This is a genomic window from Pseudomonas sp. RIT-PI-a, assembly GCF_001187875.1.
Lineage (GTDB): Bacteria > Pseudomonadota > Gammaproteobacteria > Pseudomonadales > Pseudomonadaceae > Aquipseudomonas > Aquipseudomonas coleopterorum.
In genome coordinates this window covers 46,838-65,545 of sequence record NZ_LGIR01000027.1, presented here as the reverse complement: position 1 = coordinate 65,545, position 18,708 = coordinate 46,838, and the positions used below count along the sequence as shown (strand labels likewise).

15 protein-coding genes and 1 tRNA gene are annotated in these 18,708 nt (G+C 62.1%); 11 read left to right on the top strand and 5 right to left on the bottom strand.

Annotated features, from left to right (window positions below; genetic code table 11):
- The 9 genes from tolR to nadA all read left to right on the top strand — a co-directional run bounded on the left by tolR (position 1) and on the right by nadA (position 7,171).
- A complete protein-coding gene (tolR, locus tag AC788_RS15730; protein WP_049861515.1) occupies positions 1-456 on the top strand; it encodes a protein TolR in 456 nt (151 codons plus the stop codon).
- Positions 453-1,562 carry a cell envelope integrity protein TolA gene (gene tolA / locus AC788_RS15725; RefSeq protein WP_049861514.1) on the top strand — a complete coding sequence of 370 codons (1,110 nt, stop codon included), beginning with the start codon at positions 453-455 and terminating at the stop codon, positions 1,560-1,562. Before tolR ends, tolA begins: the two co-directional genes overlap by 4 nt.
- A complete protein-coding gene (gene tolB / locus AC788_RS15720) occupies positions 1,559-2,863 on the top strand; it encodes a Tol-Pal system beta propeller repeat protein TolB (RefSeq protein WP_043187197.1) in 1,305 nt (434 codons plus the stop codon). The genes tolA and tolB overlap by 4 nt, the downstream gene beginning before the upstream one ends.
- 52 nt (positions 2,864-2,915) lie before the next feature.
- On the top strand, positions 2,916-3,419 hold the full coding sequence (gene pal / locus AC788_RS15715; protein WP_043187198.1) for a peptidoglycan-associated lipoprotein Pal: 504 nt from the start codon (positions 2,916-2,918) through the stop codon (positions 3,417-3,419).
- A 6-nt stretch (positions 3,420-3,425) separates the two neighbouring features.
- Positions 3,426-4,262: a tol-pal system protein YbgF gene (gene ybgF, locus AC788_RS15710; protein ID WP_049861513.1), complete on the top strand. Its 837-nt coding sequence runs from the start codon at positions 3,426-3,428 to the stop codon at positions 4,260-4,262.
- Between the two features lie 161 nt (positions 4,263-4,423).
- Entirely contained in the window at positions 4,424-5,071 is a 648-nt protein-coding gene (gene queE, locus AC788_RS15705; protein WP_049861512.1) for a 7-carboxy-7-deazaguanine synthase QueE, read from the top strand.
- Between the two features lies 1 nt (position 5,072).
- Positions 5,073-5,762 carry a 7-cyano-7-deazaguanine synthase QueC gene (gene queC / locus AC788_RS15700; RefSeq protein ID WP_049861511.1) on the top strand — a complete coding sequence of 230 codons (690 nt, stop codon included), beginning with the start codon at positions 5,073-5,075 and terminating at the stop codon, positions 5,760-5,762.
- Positions 5,763-5,822: 60 nt separating this feature from the next.
- Positions 5,823-5,898, top strand: a tRNA-Lys gene (locus AC788_RS15695).
- A gap of 214 nt (positions 5,899-6,112) precedes the next feature.
- Positions 6,113-7,171 (top strand): quinolinate synthase NadA, encoded by a 1,059-nt coding sequence (gene nadA / locus AC788_RS15690; protein ID WP_049861510.1) that lies wholly within the window; start codon positions 6,113-6,115, stop codon positions 7,169-7,171.
- Here the strand turns inward: nadA and AC788_RS15685 are convergent, their stop codons facing one another.
- The 4 genes from AC788_RS15685 to AC788_RS15670 form a co-directional block, all read right to left on the bottom strand.
- Positions 7,172-8,347, bottom strand: a complete 1,176-nt coding sequence (locus tag AC788_RS15685) for an OpgC family protein (protein WP_049861509.1) — start codon at positions 8,345-8,347, stop codon at positions 7,172-7,174.
- 247 nt (positions 8,348-8,594) lie between these two features.
- Positions 8,595-12,887 (bottom strand): DEAD/DEAH box helicase, encoded by a 4,293-nt coding sequence (locus AC788_RS15680; protein WP_049861508.1) that lies wholly within the window; start codon positions 12,885-12,887, stop codon positions 8,595-8,597.
- 125 nt (positions 12,888-13,012) lie between these two features.
- Positions 13,013-13,900 carry a protease HtpX gene (gene htpX / locus AC788_RS15675; protein ID WP_049861507.1) on the bottom strand — a complete coding sequence of 296 codons (888 nt, stop codon included), beginning with the start codon at positions 13,898-13,900 and terminating at the stop codon, positions 13,013-13,015.
- Between the two features lie 129 nt (positions 13,901-14,029).
- Complete coding sequence (locus AC788_RS15670) at positions 14,030-15,241, bottom strand: pyridoxal phosphate-dependent aminotransferase (RefSeq protein WP_049861559.1); 1,212 nt, start codon at positions 15,239-15,241, stop codon at positions 14,030-14,032.
- A 164-nt stretch (positions 15,242-15,405) separates the two neighbouring features.
- On the opposite strand from AC788_RS15670, the gene msrB reads away from it, so the two are divergent.
- Together msrB and AC788_RS15660 are read left to right on the top strand one after the other, a co-directional pair.
- Positions 15,406-15,813 (top strand): peptide-methionine (R)-S-oxide reductase MsrB, encoded by a 408-nt coding sequence (gene msrB, locus AC788_RS15665; RefSeq protein ID WP_049861506.1) that lies wholly within the window; start codon positions 15,406-15,408, stop codon positions 15,811-15,813.
- Positions 15,814-15,833: 20 nt separating this feature from the next.
- Entirely contained in the window at positions 15,834-16,316 is a 483-nt protein-coding gene (locus AC788_RS15660) for a glutathione peroxidase (RefSeq protein WP_049861505.1), read from the top strand.
- An 18-nt stretch (positions 16,317-16,334) separates the two neighbouring features.
- Here the strand turns inward: AC788_RS15660 and AC788_RS15655 are convergent, their stop codons facing one another.
- A complete protein-coding gene (locus AC788_RS15655) occupies positions 16,335-18,644 on the bottom strand; it encodes a response regulator (protein WP_049861504.1) in 2,310 nt (769 codons plus the stop codon).
- Positions 18,645-18,708: the final 64 nt, after the last annotated feature.

Sequence of the window (18,708 nt, the reverse complement as noted above, 5' to 3'; positions counted from 1 at the left end):
ATGACTCGAGGTCGTCGCCCAAAACGCAAGCCGGTCGCCGAGATGAACGTGGTGCCCTACATCGACGTGATGTTGGTACTGCTGGTCATCTTCATGGTCACCGCTCCGATGATCAACCAAGGTGTGAAGGTCGATCTGCCCAAGGTTTCCAGCGAAGCGTTGCCGCAGGACAACAACACTCAGGTGCTCACCATTTCCATCAAGGCCGACAAGACCTACTACTGGAACGTCGGCAAGGAAGTAGACACTGAAAAGCAGCAGGACAAGGCCATGACCCTGGCGCAGATGACCCAGGCCGCGACCGCGATCATCAACCAGGGCAATGCCAACGGGAAGAAGACCCAAGTCTTCATTCGCGGTGACAAGACCGTTGATTATGGCGCCGTCATGGGCGCCATGGGCGGTTTGCAGCAGGCAGGTGTCGGTAACGTTGGCTTGATTACCGAGGCCCCGTGATGCAAAAGCGAGAGCATTCAGCCTCGGAAAGCTTCTTCTGGCCCACGGTCTGGGCGGTAGCCCTGCACGTGCTGATTTTCGGGATGTTGTTCGTCAGTTTCGCCATGACGCCCGAACTGCCCGAAGCGCGCCCCATCGTGCAGGCTACGCTCTATCAGCTCAAGTCCAAGAGCCAGGCCACCACTCAGACCAATCAGAAGCTGGCGGGCGAGGCGAAGAAGTCTGCCGCGCGACAAACTGAAGTCGAGCAGATGGAGACCAAGAAGCTTGAACAGGAAGCCATAAAGGCGGCGGAACAAAAGAAAGAAGAAACCGCTCAAAAGGCCGAAGCAGCGAAGAAGGCCGACGAAGCCAAGAAAGCCGACGCCGCCGCCAAGGCGGAAGCGGCAGAGGCGGCCGCAGCCAAGGCTGAAGCGGCCAAGGCCGAAGCGGCTGAAAAAGCTGCCGAAGCCAAGAAGAGCGAGTTGGCCGATATCGCCAAGAAGAAAGCCGAGCAAGAGGAGGCCAAGAAGGAGGCGGCCGAGGAAGCCAAGAAGAAGGCTGCCGAAGACGCCAAGAAGAAGGCCGCCGAAGACGCGAAGAAGAAAGCCGAAGACGACGCCAAGAAAGCTGCTGCCGCCGCCGCTGCCGAAGATGCCAAGAAGAAGGCTGCCGAGGACGCGAAGAAGAAGGCTGCGGCCGACGCTGCGAAGAAGAAGGCCCAGGATGCGGCACGCAAGGCTGCGGAAGACAAGAAGGCGCAGGCGCTGGCCGATCTGCTTTCCGACAAGCCCGAACGCCAGCAGGCGCTCGCCGATGAGCAGGGTGATGAAGTCGCGGGCAACTTCGACGATCTCATTCGCTCGCGAGCAGCCGAAGGTTGGGCACGTCCGCCTTCTGCACGCAAGAACATGACTGTGGTATTGCAGATCAACATGTTGCCCGATGGTACTGTCACTAACGTCAGCGTTTCGCGCTCCAGCGGCGATGGGCCTTTCGACAGTTCGGCGGTTGCTGCGGTCAAGAACATTGGCCGTTTAACGGAAATGCAGGGTTTGAAACCAGCTGACTTCAACCCCTATCGTTCCTTCAAGATGACATTTACACCTGAGGATCTTGCCTTGTGATTACCCTTCTTCGAGGACTGCTCGTCGTCCTGTGCTGCGCCGCCGGCATGGCCTCTGCGGACGAAAAGAACATTCTGGTCACCAGCGGTGCCGATCGTGCGACGCCGATCGCGGTCGTCCCGTTCGGCTTCCAGGGTGGCAGCGTGTTGCCTGACAACATTGCCGAAATCGTCGGCAACGACCTGCGCAACTCGGGCTACTACTCACCCATTCCACCGCAGAACATGATCAGCCAGCCGTCCCAGGCCAGCGAAGTCATCTACCGCGACTGGCAGGCGCTGGGTGCTCAGTACGTCATGGTCGGCAGCATCACGCCGGCCGGTGGTCGCCTGCAGGTGCAGTACGCGCTGCTCAACGTCAACACCCAGCAACCCGTGTTGACCGGCAGCGTGTCGGGCACCACCGATCAGCTGCGTGACATGGCCCACTTCATCTCCGACCAGTCGTTCGAGAAGCTGACCGGGATCAAGGGTGCGTTCTCCACGCGCATGCTCTATGTCACTGCCGAGCGCGCCGGTACCAACGCTACTCGCTACACCTTGCAGCGTTCTGACTACGACGGGGCACGTGCCGTGACCCTGCTGCAGTCACGCGAGCCGATCCTGTCGCCACGCTACTCGCCCAATGGCCGCAACATTGCCTATGTATCGTTCGAGCAGCGTCGTCCGCGGATTTTCCTGCAGAACGTCGACACCGGTCGCCGCGAGCAGCTGACCAACTTCGAAGGCCTGAACGGCGCACCGGCGTTCTCACCTGACGGCAACCGTCTGGCGCTGGTGCTGTCCAAAGATGGCAACCCGGAAATCTACGTGATGAACCTGGCGTCGCGCGCATTGACTCGCGTGACCAACAGCCCGGCGATCGATACCGAACCCTTCTGGGGCAAGGACGGCTCGACGCTTTATTTTACGTCGGACCGTGGCGGCAAGCCGCAGATCTACAAGACCAGCACTTCCGGTGGCGCCAATGCCGAGCGTGTGACGTTTGTGGGCAACTACAACGCCAACCCGAAACTTTCGGCTGACGAAAAGACGCTTGTAATGATTCACCGGCAAGATGGTTTCACCAATTTCAAGGTGGCGGCGCAGGACTTGGAACGCGGAAGCGTAAAGATCCTCACAGATTCAACTCTTGATGAGTCGCCTACTGTTGCGCCCAACGGCACCATGGTAATCTACGCCACCCGCCAGCAGGGCCGGGGAGTCTTGATGCTCGTGTCGCTAAATGGCCGCGTGAGGCTCCCGCTTCCTACCGCTCAAGGCGAAGTCAGAGAACCGTCCTGGTCCCCTTACCTGAACTGACGCGGCGTAATACGTTGTACTTAACACACTGGGGTTCATTAGGAGTTTCACGATGGAAATGCTGAAGTTTGGTAAGTTTGCTGCGCTGGCCCTGGCCTTGTCCGTAGCTGTAGGTTGCTCGTCCAAAGGCGGCGAAGATGCTGGTCAAGGCGGCGCTGCTGTCGACCCTAACGCTGGTTACGGCGCAAACACCGGTGCCGTTGACGGTTCCCTGAGCGAAGAAGCTGCTCTGCGCGCAATCACCACCTTCTACTTCGAATACGACAGCTCGGACCTGAAGCCAGAAGCCATGCGCGCTCTGGACGTTCACGCCAAGGACCTGAAAGCCAACGGCGCTCGCGTCGTCCTGGAGGGTAACACCGACGAGCGCGGTACTCGCGAGTACAACCTGGCACTGGGCGAGCGTCGCGCCAAGGCCGTTCAGCGTTACCTGGTACTGCAAGGCGTCTCGCCAGCTCAGCTGGAACTGGTTTCCTACGGCGAAGAGCGTCCAGTAGCTACCGGCAACGACGAGCAGTCGTGGGCTCAAAACCGTCGCGTCGAACTGCGTAAGTAATTCGTCATGCGAACGTGCCGTCGTGCTGTAACTGTTCTGGCTTTCGCCCTGCCTGTGATGGCTTGGGGCGCGGTGCCTGTGGTCGATAGCAACAACAATGGAGGCTACGGTAACAGTGGCGCCGTTGGTGGCAGCTATCCGCCTGCAGGTTACGGTACGAACGGCGCCTCGGCCGGGTCAGGTGCGCAAGCGCCTGTCTCGGCTCAGGGCGAGCTGTTCATGCAACTGCAGCAAATGCAGGAAGACATCGCGCGTCTGCGAGGTCAGGTCGAAGTCCAGCAAAACGATATCCAGCGCCTGAAACAGGAAGGGCTCGAGCGGTATCAGGATCTCGATCGTCGGATTGGCGCTGGGGTTGCACCTGCACCCGCTGCCCAGCCGGATAATTCTTCAGCCAGCGGCGCCTCCGGCGGCGCTGGTGCTTCATCGGCTGGCGGTCAATCGACAGCCAGTTCAGAGCCTGGCGATCCGGCCAAGGAGAAGCTGTATTACGATGCAGCCTTCGACCTGATCAAAGCCAAGGATTTCGACAAGGCCAGCCAGGCATTTGCCGCATTCCTGCGCAAATACCCGAACAGCCAGTATGCGGGCAATGCCCAGTACTGGCTGGGCGAGGTCAACCTTGCCAAAGGTGATCTGCAAGGCGCAGGTCAAGCCTTCGCCAAGGTTAGCCAGCTGTATCCCAAGCACAACAAGGTGCCGGATTCGCTGTACAAGTTGGCCGACGTCGAACGTCGCCTCGGTCATACCGATCGAGTCAAAGGTATTCTGCAGCAGGTTGTGACCCAGTATCCGGGTACTTCCGCGGCGCAATTGGCGCAGAAAGACCTGCAAAGATTGTGAAGCTTGCCGAGTGATTCGAAGAAACCCGCGCCTGGCGCGGGTTTTTTGTTAGAATTTGCCGCCATTTTATGAACACGCTTCCTGAAGCCACGCGAGCGCGGGCTGCCTGAAGTGCCCAACGGAGGCGGTCAGCCTGTTTCGCTGTCACGCCCGTGGACCCTATGCAAGACACACTACGTATCACCGAAGTCTTCTACTCCTTGCAGGGTGAGACGCGGACCGCTGGCCTGCCCACGGTTTTCGTGCGCCTGACCGGTTGCCCTCTGCGCTGCCAATACTGCGACAGCGCCTATGCATTCAGCGGGGGTACCCAGCGTACCCTCGACTCGCTCATGGAGCAGGTGGCCAGCTACAAGCCCCGCTATGTGTGCGTGACCGGGGGCGAGCCGTTGGCCCAGCCCAATGCCATCCCATTGATGCAGCGCCTGTGCGATGCGGGCTATGAGGTTTCCGTGGAAACCAGCGGTGCGCTCGACATCAGCGCAGTGGACACTCGAGTCAGCCGGGTGCTTGATTTGAAGACCCCGGGTTCCCTCGAGGTCCATCGCAATCGCTACGAGAACATCGAGCTGCTGACCCGCAACGACCAAGTTAAATTCGTCCTGTGCTCGCGTGAAGACTACGACTGGGCCGTCTCCAAGCTGATTCAGTACGATCTGGACCAGCGCGCTGGCGAAGTGCTGTTCTCGCCGAGCAAGGATCAACTGCGTGCAACCGATCTGGCCGACTGGATCGTGGCCGACAACCTGCCGGTGCGCCTGCAGATGCAATTGCACAAACTTCTTTGGAACGACGAGCCGGGGCGCTGACATGAACGACACAACCGAGCACCAGAAAAAAGCGGTCATCCTGCTCTCCGGCGGCCTGGATTCCGCGACCGTAGTGGCGATGGCCAAAGACCAGGGCTACGCCTGCTACACCATGAGTTTCGACTATGGTCAGCGCCATCGCGCCGAGCTTAATGCGGCGGCGCGGGTGGCTCGCGATCTGGGCGTGGTCCAGCACAAGGTCATTGGACTGAATCTGGACGGCATGGGCGGTTCGGCGCTGACCGATACGTCGATCGACGTTCCCGAAACCTTGGGCGAGGGCATTCCGGTGACTTACGTGCCGGCGCGCAACACGGTCTTTCTGTCGCTGGCCCTGGGCTGGGCCGAGGTGCTGGAGGCGCGGGACATCTTCATTGGCGTCAATGCGGTCGACTACTCCGGCTACCCGGACTGCCGACCCGAGTTCATCGAGGCCTTCGAGCGCCTGGCCAATCTGGCTACCAAGGCTGGAGTGGAAGGCAATGGCTTCACCATTCAGGCGCCGTTGCAGAACATGAGCAAGGCCGAAATCGTCAAGGCGGGCGTGGCACTGGGTGTGGACTACGGCCTGACGGTGTCCTGCTATCAGGCTAACGACGAAGGCCAGGCCTGTGGCAAATGCGACAGTTGCCGCTTGCGCGCGGAAGGCTTCACTGCGGCCGGTGTGAGTGACCCTACACGTTATTTTTGATTTTTTTTCTGTAGGGTGTTGAATTACCAAAAGAATTCGGTATTATACGCCCCACGAAACGGGTCGTTAGCTCAGTTGGTAGAGCAGTTGGCTTTTAACCAATTGGTCGTAGGTTCGAATCCCACACGACCCACCATTTCGAAACCCGCAGCTTGCAAAAGCTGCGGGTTTTTTTATGCCCGGAATTCGGTGGCTATCCTTGCAGCGATAGGGCTTTGCTAACACCTCGTTTCTCTGTAGCCTGCGCCAGCCCTCAAAAGCCTCACGAAAGCCAGGGCATATACTCCCAGGCCCTTGTCGGCCCGGTCTAAACTCGACTCTCGCGCATCAGCGCTCGCAGGTCTTGCCTCATGACGCAGATATCCGAACGCCTTCTGGTTCAGGCTCACCTGGATGCCAAGCAGCCCAAGCCCCTGACACCGGAGCAGGAAGCCGACTACCGTTCAGCCATCGCTGCCGAGCTCAAGGCTCAGGACGCGGTGCTGGTCGCTCACTACTACTGCGATCCGGTGATCCAGGCGCTGGCCGAGGAAACCGGCGGTTGTGTGTCCGACTCGCTGGAAATGGCACGTTTTGGCAACCAGCACTCAGCTCGCACCGTGGTGGTGGCGGGTGTTCGGTTCATGGGCGAAACGGCGAAGATCCTCAACCCTGAAAAGCGTGTGCTCATGCCCACCCTGGAAGCGACCTGTTCGCTGGACCTGGGATGCCCGGTCGATGCCTTCTCGGCTTTTTGCGACCAGCATCCCGAGCGCACGGTGGTGGTCTATGCCAACACCTCGGCAGCGGTCAAGGCGCGGGCCGACTGGGTAGTGACGTCGAGCTGCGCGCTGGAAATCGTCGAGAGCCTGATGGACAACGGCGAGAAGATCATCTGGGCGCCGGACAAGCATCTGGGCAACTACATCCAGACCCACACCGGCGCTGACATGCTGATGTGGGACGGTGCCTGCATCGTGCACGAGGAGTTCAAGTCGCGGCAACTGAGCGACATGCGTGCGCTGTATCCCGATGCCGCGATTCTGGTGCACCCCGAGTCGCCGGCCGAGGTCATCGCACTGGCTGACGCCGTGGGCTCCACCAGCCAATTGATTGCCGCTGCCCGTACGTTGCCGCAGGAGACGCTGATCGTGGCAACCGATCGCGGTATCTTCTACAAGATGCAGCAGGCCGTGCCTGGAAAGACGCTGATCGAGGCGCCCACGGCGGGCAACGGTGCTGCCTGTCGCAGCTGTGCGCATTGCCCGTGGATGGCCATGAACACACTTGAGCGCACGCTGGAATGCCTGCGCGCCGGCAGCAACGAAATCACTGTGGATCCGGCGCTGATTCCCCAAGCTGTTCGGCCGCTCAAGCGCATGCTGGACTTTACCCAGGCAGCGCGCCTGAAAGTGGCTGGCAACGCCTGATCAGAGGCCTTTGCCCAGTGCGACCACGGGCCGTTCGGGTTTCGGCAGCTCAAGCTTTGGCAGCTCAGGCCGCGGACGGCCCAGTCGTTTGTTCAGTTCCAGCCATTCGCCAAGGGCCAGCATCAGGCCTGCGCCGACCAACGCGCTGGCGATCTGCATCGCGAGCTGGTCATCCGCTAGGGCATTGGCCATGTCGGCCAACGGTGCCAGCACCACGCTGAGGCAGAAGACCTCGAGCGAATAGCGTCCCAACAGCCCGACTTTGCGTGCCAACAGGTGATTCACCCATGCGCCCTGAGGTATCAGCTTGGCCACACAGTAGGCCAAGGCCAGGAAGTGCAGAAGGCGTGACGGCGAAAGGTTGGTTTTGTCGATGGGGTAGAGCAGTTGGCTGAACCAGCCGGGCACCAGTGCCTCGTGCAGCATCGACCAGCGCCATCCCAGGGCAACCAGCGCGCTGAATGTGACGAGCGTGGCGCACGCGAGGAACAGGGGTTGACGGCTCAAGGGGCGGGTCGGCGCTGCCTGCCCGCGCGCCGAATGCAGCGCCGTGGCGCCACCCAGGACGAACAGCACCTGCCAGGCCAGAGGATTGAAATACCAGAGGCCGTTGTCGTGCGCAGGAATGTTCCAGCCCAGCCATTGCACCATCAGGTACAACACCAGCGAGAGGCCGATGGCCTGGGCTGGGCGCTTGATCAGCAACGGCAGGACGATCGGCAGGCCGAGCAGTAACACGATGTACAACGGCAAGGGGTCCATCAGGTTGGGCTTGAAGCGCAGCAGCAGTTCGTCGACCATCGCCTGTTGCGGGTTGGACACGAAATAGGTGAGGTTCATCTCCTTGATCATGTCGCGGGTTTCGACGTGATTGTTGGCGACGAAGATGATGCCCATCAGGACCGCCAGCAGGAAGATGTGGACCACGTAAAGCACCCAGGCGCGACGCAGGATGCGCATGCCGGCCACCAGATAGCCGTCGCGCAGGGCGATCTTGCCGTAGGCCAGCACGGCGGCGTAGCCGGCGAGGAACACGAACACTTCTGCAGCATCGCTGAAGCCGAAGTTGCGCAGCGTGAAGCTGGCCAGCGGGTTTTGCGGTATGTGATCCCAGAAAATGAAGATCAACGCCAAACCCCGATAGAAATCGATCCGATGGTCTCGATCGTTAGTCATGGCGACAGGCTCTTGCGAATAGGAAGGATGTAGTAGGGATGGGACAGCGGGCATTGCGGTTCCGCGTCGGCGGTCATTATCGACCAGCGGCGCGGAGGGTGGCGGGTTTCGCAACGAATTGCAAAAGTTTGGCTATTACGGAATGTCACAACGGCGCAGCCCGTGTAGCAGCGGCGCAAGCCGCGTCCGGCCTCACCGCGTCTGTTCAGGCACACCGCGTGCACCGATGACGCGGCTTGCGCCGCTGCTACAGGGTGGGATGGATCAGCTGCTGGCGTAGCTCCGTGGTTTCTTCGCTCCAGTACACCGGCTTGCCAGCGATCAAGGCCGCCACGGGCAGTCCGTCGCGGTAGAGCACACGGTTGCTCGGCAACGCTGGCACGGTCTTGTGGATCAGCTGGGGGTCGGAGCCGGGCAATGGCAGGAGGGTACCTGCCAGGTTCAATGGGTCGCTGGCCGAAATGGACACCAGGCTGCCATCCACAGGTCTTTTGCGCACCTCGCGCAGGGCTGGAATGGCCTCTGGCAAGGCGAATTGCTCGCCGGACAAGCCGTCGATGAAACGCCCCCCGCGAATCTGTCCGCGCGCCTCCAGTCGCTGCAATGCCCGCAGCAGGTCGCGCCAGCTGGGCAGCCAGTCGGCTTCGCGTTGCAGCAGGCGCCAGAACACCACCCCGTAGCGACGCAACAGCACCAGCGCGATCTGTTCGACGGCTTCATCGGGGGCACTGCCGTTTGCCTGGAGCAAGGCCCAGCGCCCTGCATCGTCCATGCCGCCAATGAAAGCACCGCGACCACGGCGACTGCTGCGCGCCTGACGTTTGCCGGCCGGTGTGATCAGCGCGCGCAATCCGGCGAAACTGTCGGCGTTCACTCGGCCTGCGGCGACCAGTTCCTGCAGCGCGTTCTCCACTTCGGTGCGCAGCAGGCGCACATCGTGTACGAGATCGTCGAAGAACATCGCGCCCTGCGCGGCCAGGGTTTGTTTGACCTTCTGCGCGCGCATGGACAATTCCTGCGGCTGGACTGTCGGAGCCAGACTGCGCCACAGGGGCAGGCGCGCGCGGGGCAGCAGCACGATCGGCGTGCCGCGCAGGGTGGCTCCTTTGCCGCTGCTGGCCAGCCGCGCCCAGACCGTCTTGCCGCTACGGCAAGCGCGGTCCAGCCACGATGGGTCATAGCCACGCAGCCGCGCGGGCAGCAGATCGCTCTCCCAGGCGCCAGCCGGGGCGCTGTACCCTTCGAACTGTTCCAGGATTTTGGGCAGGGCCGCCTCGCCCTGCAGGCGGGTGCCAGGCGCCAGGCACTGCCAGTCGAGCAGAAAACGCATGAACACCTGCAGGCTGACCGGTTCGATTTCGCGCCGCAGACGCTTCACCGTATAGCGATGGATACGCGCCAGCAGGTGCCGCTCGCACCACTGGGTTTCCTCGATGTGGGTGAGAAACTGGCCGCGCATTACATAACCCTGGGATTCCAATTCCAGCAGCGCCAGTTCCACCACGGCAGGATGCAGGTTCAGCGGGGCGGCAATGTCCCCCAGTCTTTGCGGGCCGAATCCGCTCAAGCGGGCGCGGATCAGCTCCAGCGTCGCACTCTCCTGGGTCCACGTCTGGGCCAGGTGTGCCGGCACCTGCAGTGCGGGGGATAGCTGGGCGTTGGGGTAGAGGGTTTGCAGGCAGGCCATGCGCTCCAGGGCCAGCCACAGGTGATTGCCATCGCCCAGCGTCAGGCGCGCAGCACGGCCGGTGCGCGCCAGCGTCTTCAACAGCGCCAGCTCGCCGGGCTGGGCTTCGTGTTCGGCCAAGGCGCCCAGGCTCATCAAGGCTTCGTGCATCTCGTCGCCGTTGATGGGGGCGGGCCATGCTTCGGCGGCCACCGCAGCGATGGCATCCGTGTCCAGTTCACCCATGTCGTCTGCCGAGCGGGGTTCGTCCCAGCGTCGATTGAGGACTGCCTGGGTGCGTCGCTCTTCCAGCGGCGCGTCGTCGAGGAACGCATAGGGCCGGGCATTGAGGATAGCCGCCGCCAATGGCGAAGGGCTGGGCAGGTCGCGCTGGATGAGGGTGATCTGACCGCTCTCGATGCGCCGCAGCAGGGTCAGCCAGCCCGCGCTGTCCATGGCCTCGTGCAGGCAATCGTCGAGGGTCTGCTGGACCAGCGGGTGATCGGGAATCTCCCGCTCGCCGACGATATTTTCCAGGCAGGCGATCTGGTCCGGGAATACCGTGGCGATCAAATCCTCGCCTTTCATGCGCTGCAGTTGCGGGGCCACCTTGCGTCCGCCGCTGTAGCGGGGCAGGGCCAGGGCCGTCGCTGCGTTCCAGCGCCAGCGCACGCCGAACAGCGGCGCATCGAGCAGCGCCTGGATCAGTATCGATTCAGCGCTGTTGCTGTGCAGGTAATGCCACACCTCCTCCAGTTCGAAGCTGCGGCTGGTCGACAGCGACAGCACAATTGCATCTTCGCTGGCGGCCGCCTGCAACTCGAAATTGAAGGTGCGGCAGAAGCGCTTGCGCAGGGCCAGACCCCAGGCGCGGTTGATACGGCTGCCGAAGGGCGTATGGATGACCAGTTGCGTGGCGCCGGAGGCGTCGAAGAAGCGCTCCATGATCAGGGTGTCCTGCGAGGGCAGGGCGCCCAGCGCCTGACGTGTGCGCGCCAGATAATCGAGCAGTTGCTCGGCGCTGTCCCGGCCCAGGCCCAGTTCGTCCTGCAACCAGGGCAGCAACGACTCGACTTGACCTTCGCTGAGCGCCAGGCGCTGGTCGATCGATGCCTGCAATCGCGCCACGCTGGCCGACAGCTCGGCGCTGCGCCCCGGCATTTCGCCGAGCCAGAAGGGGATGTTCGGCGCCTGGCCGTGGGCGTCTTCGACCCTGACCTTGCCGCCTTCGATGCGCAGGATGCGGTAGGACCGGTTGCCCAGTTGGAAGATGTCGCCGGCGAGGCTTTCCACGGCGAAATCCTCGTTGACGCTGCCGATGCTCAACGCTTGGGGTTCCAGTAGCACCGCGTAGTCGGCGTTATCGGCAATCGCCCCACCGCTGGTGACTGCGGTCAACTTGCTGCCGCGTCGACCGCGCAGGGTGCGGGTCACGGCATCGCGATGCACATAGGCTGCACGTACGCCCTGACGTCCGCTGTAGCCCTCGGCGAGCATGCGCAGCAAGCCCTCGAAACGCGCGTCGTCGAGCCCGGCGTAAGGCGTGGCCTGACGGAACATCTGCAGCAGCGCCTGCTCCGGCCATTCCTGGCAACTGACCTCGGCGATGATCTGTTGGGCCAGCACGTCCAGCGGTGCCTGAGGAATCTGCAAGGTGTCCAGTTCGCCGCGGCGCACGCAGTCCAGCAAAGCCACGCATTCGATCAGATCATCTCGGGAAATGGGAAACAGGCGACCCTTGGGAACGCCACCGACATGGTGCCCGGACCGCCCCACCCGTTGCAGGAACGCGGAGATGGAGCCTGGCGAAGCGATCTGGCACACCAGGTCGACGTCACCGATATCGATGCCCAGCTCCAGCGAAGCGGTGGCCACCAATACTTGCAAGTCGCCGCGCTTGAGGCGCTGCTCCGCATCCAGCCGGTGTTCCTTGGCCAGGCTGCCATGGTGGGCCGCGACGTGCTCACGGCCCAGGCGCTCGCTCATATGCCGCGCCACGCGTTCGGCCAGGCGCCGCGTATTGACGAACACCAGCGTGGTGCGATGGGACTGCGCGAGGGCTGCCAGACGGTCGTAGAGCAGCTCCCAGACATCGTTGGGCATGACTGCGGCAAGCGGCACCGCGGGCACTTCGATCGCCAGGTCCCGAGGCCGCGCGTGACCGATGTCGACGATCGAACATGAGCGTTGCGTCCCCACCAGGAATTGCGCCACCTGGGCGATGGGCTTCTGCGTGGCGGACAGGCCGATGCGTCGCAAAGGTTGGCTGCACAGCGCCTGAAGACGCTCCAGGCTCAAGGCCAGATGACTGCCGCGCTTGCTGCCGGCCACCGCGTGGATCTCATCGACGATCACCGTGTGCACATCCGCCAGCATGCCTCGGCCCGAATCCGAACCGAGCAGCACGTAGAGCGATTCGGGTGTGGTCACCAGAATGTGCGGAGGCTGCCGACGCATGGCGGCGCGCTCCTTCTGCGGCGTGTCGCCCGTACGTACACCGGCGACGATGGTCACCGCGGGCAGGTTCATGGTCGTCAAGTGCTCGGCGATGCCGCGCAGCGGGCGTTGCAGATTCAGCTGGATGTCGTTGGACAGCGCCTTGAGGGGCGAGACGTACAGCACGGTCGTGCGCTGCGGCAACCGACCCTGGTGCTCCAGTCCCCGTTTTACCAGTTCGTCGAGCACGGCCAGGAACGCCGTCAGTGTCTTGCCCGACCCAGTGGGTGCCGCGATCAAGGTCGAGAGGCCCTGCTGGATCAACGGCCAGGCCTGGGCCTGGGCAGGGGTAACGGCCGCAAAGTGCTGGCTGAACCAGGCGCTTACTGCCGGGTGGAAGTGGGCCAGTGGCGAATCAGGCTGTTCAGGTAGGTTCATGATCTATTGATGGGGGGAGGGCGGCGAAGTTGCAAGCTGAACGATGCAAACGGCGCACAACCTGCCGTATTTTCGACGCCCAAGAAAAAGGGCGACTGTCGTCGCCCTCTGTCCAGCCTGTTGCTTCAACCCCGACGGCGCAGCGCTTCGATACGGTCTTCCAGAGGCGGGTGAGTCATGAGCAGGCCGGCCAGGCCGTGCTTGAGACCACCGTTGATGCCGAACGCATTGAGCGAATCGGGCATCTGCACCGGAACGCCTTGCTCGGAGCGCAGGCGTTGCAGCGCGCCGATCATCGCGTTAGTGCCGGCCAAGCGTGCACCGGCTTCGTCGGCGCGGAACTCGCGGCGACGCGAGAACCACATGACGATGATGCTGGCCAGGATACCCAGCACCAGTTCGGCCACGATGGTCGCGATGTAGTAGGCGATCCCTTGGCCTTGTTCGTTCTTGAAGATGACCTTGTCGACGAAGTTGCCGATGATTCGCGCGAAGAACATCACGAAGGTGTTCACCACGCCCTGCACCAGTGCCAGGGTGACCATGTCGCCGTTGGCTACGTGGCCGATCTCGTGGGCCAGGACCGCCTTGACCTCATCGGGCGAGAACCGCTCGAGCAGGCCCTGGCTGACCGCCACCAGCGCGTCGTTCTTGTTCCAGCCGGTGGCGAAGGCGTTGGCCTCGTACGCCGGGAAGATGCCGACCTCGGGCATCTTGATGCCCGCTTCGCGCGACAGCTCCTCGACGGTCTGCAGCAGCCATTGTTCGTGACGGGTGCGCGGTTGGGTGATGATCTGCGTACCGGTGCTCATCTTCGCCATCCACTTGGAGATGAACAGCGAAAACAGCGAACCGGCGAAGCCGAACACGGCGCAGAAGATCAGCAGCTGATTGAGGTTCAGATCCACCCCGTTGGCCGCCATGAACCCATTGAAGCCAAACAGGCTCAGGGTAATGCTGGCAATCAGCACCACCGCAAGGTTAGTGGCCAGAAACAGCAAGATGCGCATCATGGTTGTAACGTTCTCCTGACGGATAAAAGTGTTGCGTATGCGCTATATAAGGTGCGCGCCCGGTCGATTCAACCGGGGGACTATTTCAAACTGTGTATATGCAGACGGACACTTGAATACGTTCGGTTTTTACTGGCGATAATTCTTGAGGAAGCGGCCGATGCGACCGATGGCCTGCTCCAGATCATCGACTCGAGGCAGCGTCACCACGCGGAAATGGTCCGGGTTGGGCCAGTTGAACGCGGTGCCCTGGACCACCAGCAGCTTCTCCGACAGCAGCAGGTCGAGCACGAACTTCTCGTCGTTGTGGATCGGGCAGACCTTGGGGTCGATGCGCGGGAACGCGTACAGCGCGCCCATGGGTTTGACGCAGCTGACACCGGGAATATCGTTGAGCAATTCCCAGGTGCGGTTGCGCTGTTCCAGCAGGCGACCGTTGGGCAGGACCAGGTCGTTGATGCTCTGGTAGCCGCCCAAAGCCGTCTGGATCGCGTGCTGGCTCGGCACGTTGGCGCACAGACGCATGTTGGCCAGGATGTCGATGCCTTCGATGTAGCTCTGGGCGTTGTGCTTGGGCCCTGAAATGGCAATCCAGCCGGAACGGAAACCGGCCACGCGGTAGGACTTGGACAGGCCGTTGAAGGTCAAGCAGAGCAGGTCCGGCGCCAGCGACGCGGTGCAGATGTGTACGGCATCGTCATAGAGGATCTTGTCGTAGATCTCGTCGGAGAACACCACCAGATTGTGCTGGCGGGCGATTTCCAGCATGCCCAGCAGCACTTCCCTAGAGTACACGGCGCCGGTCGGGTTGTTCGGGTTGATGATCACCATGGCCTTGGTGTTGGGGGTGATCTTGGATTTGATGTCGTCCAGGTCTGGCCACCAGTTGGCCTGCTCGTCGCACAGGTAGTGCACGGCGTGACCGCCGGCCAGGCTCACCGAAGCCGTCCACAGCGGATAGTCGGGCGCTGGGATGAGGACCTCGTCACCGTTGTTGAGCAGGGCCTGCAGCGACATCACGATCAGCTCGGACACACCGTTGCCCAGGTAGATGTCTTCGATGCCGACGCCTTCCACCTGCTTCTGCTGGTAGTACTGCATGACGGCCTTGCGCGCGCTGAACAGCCCCTTGGAATCGCTGTAGCCCTGGGCGGTGGGCAGGTTGCGGATGACATCCTGGAGGATCTCGACCGGCGCCTCGAAACCGAACGGCGCCGGGTTGCCGATGTTCAGCTTGAGGATGCGGTGGCCTTCCTCTTCCAGGCGCTTGGCGTGCTTGAGCACCGGCCCGCGAATGTCATAGCAGACGTTGGCGAGCTTGTTCGATTTGCTGAACTGCATGGTGAGGTCCCGAAAGATGACAAGGCCCGCGCCGGCCCTGAAGATGAAAAAATTGAATCGCTGAAACGCGGGTGACAGACTGCTGTCCAAAGGCGCAATCATACGTGCCGCCCGATCGTTGCAAAAGACACAGATCGGGCTTTTTGAACCGCCGAGGTGTACCGATGGCCAAGCTCACGCGAACCGAACAAGAATGGAAGGAAATGCTCGACCCCGAGCAGTACAACGTCTGCCGGCTGAGTGCGACCGAGCGGCCGTTCACGGGCAAGTACAACGATTTCAAAGGTGACGGAATCTTCATCTGCGTGGGTTGCAATGAGCCCCTGTTCGATTCGCGCACCAAGTTCGATTCCGGCTGCGGTTGGCCAAGCTTCTACGCGCCGATCGGCGAGCAGGCGATGGTCGAGATCCGTGACACCAGCCACGGCATGATCCGTACCGAGGTCAAGTGCGCCACGTGCGAGTCGCACCTGGGTCATGTGTTCCCCGATGGGCCGGCGCCGACTGGCCTGCGCTACTGCATCAATTCGGTGTGCCTGGATTTCCAGCCGCGGGCCGAACAGCCTGCATGACCCCTGACAAGAAAGCGACCATGAGCAAAGATCTTCTCTCCATCCCATGCATCACCCTGGACGGCCAGCACAAGACGGTCGGCGATTTCGCCGGCAAGGTGCTGCTGGTGGTCAATACCGCCAGCCAGTGTGGTTTCACCCCGCAGTACAAGGGGTTGGAGGAGCTGTGGCAGACCTATCGCAAGCAGGGGCTGGTGGTGATGGGCTTCCCCTGCAACCAGTTCGGCAATCAGGAGCCCGGCGATACGCTGGACATCGTGCAGTTCTGCGAGAAGAACTTCGGCGTCACCTTTCCGATGTTCCGCAAGATCGACGTCAACGGCGAGCTGACCCATCCGCTGTTCGCTCACCTGAAGAAAAGCGCGCCCGGACTGTTCGGTTCGGAAAAGGTGAAGTGGAATTTCACCAAGTTCCTGGTGGCGCCTGACGGCAGCGTCAAACGCTTCGCGCCTCTGACCAAGCCTGCCGACCTGGCGCACGAGATCGAGCGGGCGCTGGGCTGAAGCAGGTTGGGTGCCTGGCTATACGGGTACCCATTGGTCGATCAGCATCACCAGCTCTTCACGGCGAAACGGCTTGGCCAGGTAGTCGCTCATGCCAGCGGCGCGACAACGTTCGCGCTCTTCGGGCATGGCGTTGGCCGTCAGTGCCACGATCGGCAACTGTGGCCAGCGGCCGCTTCGACGTATTTGCCGGCTGGCTTCGTAGCCATCCATGACCGGCATGTTGCAGTCCATCAGCACCAAGTCGAACTCGCGCTTTTCCAGCTCGCTCAGTGCTTCGCCACCATGGGCGGCCACGGTGACTTCGCACCCCAGCTTGCTCAGCATGCCCTTGGCCACCAGCTGGTTCACCGGGTTGTCTTCCACCAGAAGAATACGCGCGCGACGCTGCGCGCTACGCCGGTTGGCGAGATTGTCGAGCGTCGCCGGCTCATCACCCACCAGGCTGCGACGCAAGGCCTGATACAGCGCGTTGCGTGCCAGCGGTCGGGCTTGCTGCTGCAGCGGCATCAGCGCGTTGGCCTGCTCGGTCGGCAGGAAGTTGCCATAGGCGGTGACCAGCAGAATGGGCGCCTGAATGCCTGGGCGCAGACTGAACAGGCAGTCCAGGTTATCGGTGATCACCAGGTCCGGCGCGATGCCGGAGAGGTCCGCGCCCAGGTCGTAGCGCTGGTAATCGATGCCCCACAGTGGCAGCACGTCCAGCAACAGCTCCGCCAGACCGCTGCCGGCATGCCCGACCAACACCACCTGGCCGCGCAGCAGCGGTGGCACCTGGGCAGGGCTGTGCGCAACCAGCGGCAGGTCGGCGTAGAACTGGCTGCCGAATCCGGCTTCGGAGCTGATGCTCAAGCGGCCCTTCATAGCCTCGCAGAGGTTGTTGGTCAGGGCCAGGCCCAGGCCGGTGCCGCCGAACTGGCGGGTGATGCCGGCGCCGGCCTGGGTGAAGGGCTGGAAGATCTTGACCTGGGCTTCCTGGGCGATGCCGATGCCGGTGTCGCTGACTTCGATGCGCACCCCACCTGGCCGGGTATAGAGGCGCACGTCGACCCGGCCGAAGCGGGTGAATTTCAGTGCGTTGGACAGCAGGTTGCTGACGATCTGGCGCACTCGAGTCGGATCGCCCAGGACCAGTGCCGGAAAATGCGGGTCGATCAGGCAGGTCAGCTCGACGCTGGGTGCGGCGTTCTGCGACAGCAGATTGGCAGTGTCTTCGATCAACGCGCCGAGGTCGAAAGGGATGCGCTCGAGCTCCAGCTGCCCGGCGTCGAACTTGGACAGGTCGAGGATATCGTTGAGCAACTCGACCAGCACCTTTCCCGAGTCGTGTGCGATGGAGAGTTGCTGCCGCTGTTCGGCATTGAGCGGGCTGTCCAGCGACAGGGCGATCATGCCCAGCAAGCCGTTGAGCGGGGTGCGAATCTCGTGGCTCATGTTGGCCAGGAACGAGGCGCGCGCCTGGGCCATGTCCAAGGCCGTACGGCGCGCTTTCTCCAGCTCTTCGTTGGACATGCTCAGGCGGGTATTGCTGGCCTTGAGCTCGGTGGTGCGTGCCGAGACGATGTTTTCCAGCTCGCCCAGGTACTCGGTCAGGCGGTTCTCGGCGCTGCGCCGCTGCTGGATTTCCGTGGCCATGCTGATGAACTGCTGGTTGGCGACCTTCACCAGCACGCCGATCTCGTCATGTTCGTGGCCCGGAGGATAGTCCAGGCGCGCCGGTTTGGGTTGGTGCGGATCGCTGTTGCTCAACGCACGGATGACCCGGTTCAGCGGCTTGGTCAACATCACGTAGAAAAAGCCCAGGAGCAGGGCGGTGAGCAGCGCCGTGCGCAGGAAGCCGCTGGCCAAGGTGATTTCGGCACGGCGCAGGAAGCGGTTGCCGATGGCGAAGGTGTCGACGGTCAACTGCAGCGTGCCGAGGCGGTCGTCGGGCATGTGCGAGAGGAACAGCGGGTCTTCGTACTGGCGTTGGGCATTGAAGAGGATGTCGCTGATGAAGCGGTAGCTGCTTTCCAGGCGTGGCCGCTGCACGCTGGCGAGGATGTTGCCAGTGTTGTCCGTCAGCCGTGCAGCGGTGATCGACTCCGATTGCAACAGGCCCAGGGTCAGTTCCTTGGCCAGCTCGGCGTCGATGTTGTAGGCGATGCGCGAGGCGGGGTTGTGGCTGATTTCCAGCAGTGAACGCATTTGCCGATCGATGGTTTGATCGACGATGGCATAATCGATGCCGATCTGGATAACGCTGAGCAAAGCCCCCAGAATGAAGCCGACCAGTACCGTCAAGCGGGCTTGTTTATAGGACAGCCGCTGGGTGAATTTTATATCCATGGATACTGGGCCAATTTCCATTCCGTGCGCAGGGCCAAAGCATGGACCATGTCTGTGCGCCGTA

Coding starts and splice junctions, on each gene's coding strand:
- ybgF (WP_049861513.1), top strand. CDS start 3,426: ATGCGAACGTGCCGTCGTGCTGTAACTGTTCTGGCTTTCGCCCTGCCT.
- AC788_RS15670 (WP_049861559.1), bottom strand. CDS start 15,241: ATGCAGTTCAGCAAATCGAACAAGCTCGCCAACGTCTGCTATGACATT.
- htpX (WP_049861507.1), bottom strand. CDS start 13,900: ATGATGCGCATCTTGCTGTTTCTGGCCACTAACCTTGCGGTGGTGCTG.
- queC (WP_049861511.1), top strand. CDS start 5,073: ATGAACGACACAACCGAGCACCAGAAAAAAGCGGTCATCCTGCTCTCC.
- queE (WP_049861512.1), top strand. CDS start 4,424: ATGCAAGACACACTACGTATCACCGAAGTCTTCTACTCCTTGCAGGGT.
- pal (WP_043187198.1), top strand. CDS start 2,916: ATGGAAATGCTGAAGTTTGGTAAGTTTGCTGCGCTGGCCCTGGCCTTG.
- msrB (WP_049861506.1), top strand. CDS start 15,406: ATGGCCAAGCTCACGCGAACCGAACAAGAATGGAAGGAAATGCTCGAC.
- AC788_RS15680 (WP_049861508.1), bottom strand. CDS start 12,887: ATGAACCTACCTGAACAGCCTGATTCGCCACTGGCCCACTTCCACCCG.
- AC788_RS15660 (WP_049861505.1), top strand. CDS start 15,834: ATGAGCAAAGATCTTCTCTCCATCCCATGCATCACCCTGGACGGCCAG.
- tolR (WP_049861515.1), top strand. CDS start 1: ATGACTCGAGGTCGTCGCCCAAAACGCAAGCCGGTCGCCGAGATGAAC.
- nadA (WP_049861510.1), top strand. CDS start 6,113: ATGACGCAGATATCCGAACGCCTTCTGGTTCAGGCTCACCTGGATGCC.
- AC788_RS15685 (WP_049861509.1), bottom strand. CDS start 8,347: ATGACTAACGATCGAGACCATCGGATCGATTTCTATCGGGGTTTGGCG.
- AC788_RS15655 (WP_049861504.1), bottom strand. CDS start 18,644: ATGGATATAAAATTCACCCAGCGGCTGTCCTATAAACAAGCCCGCTTG.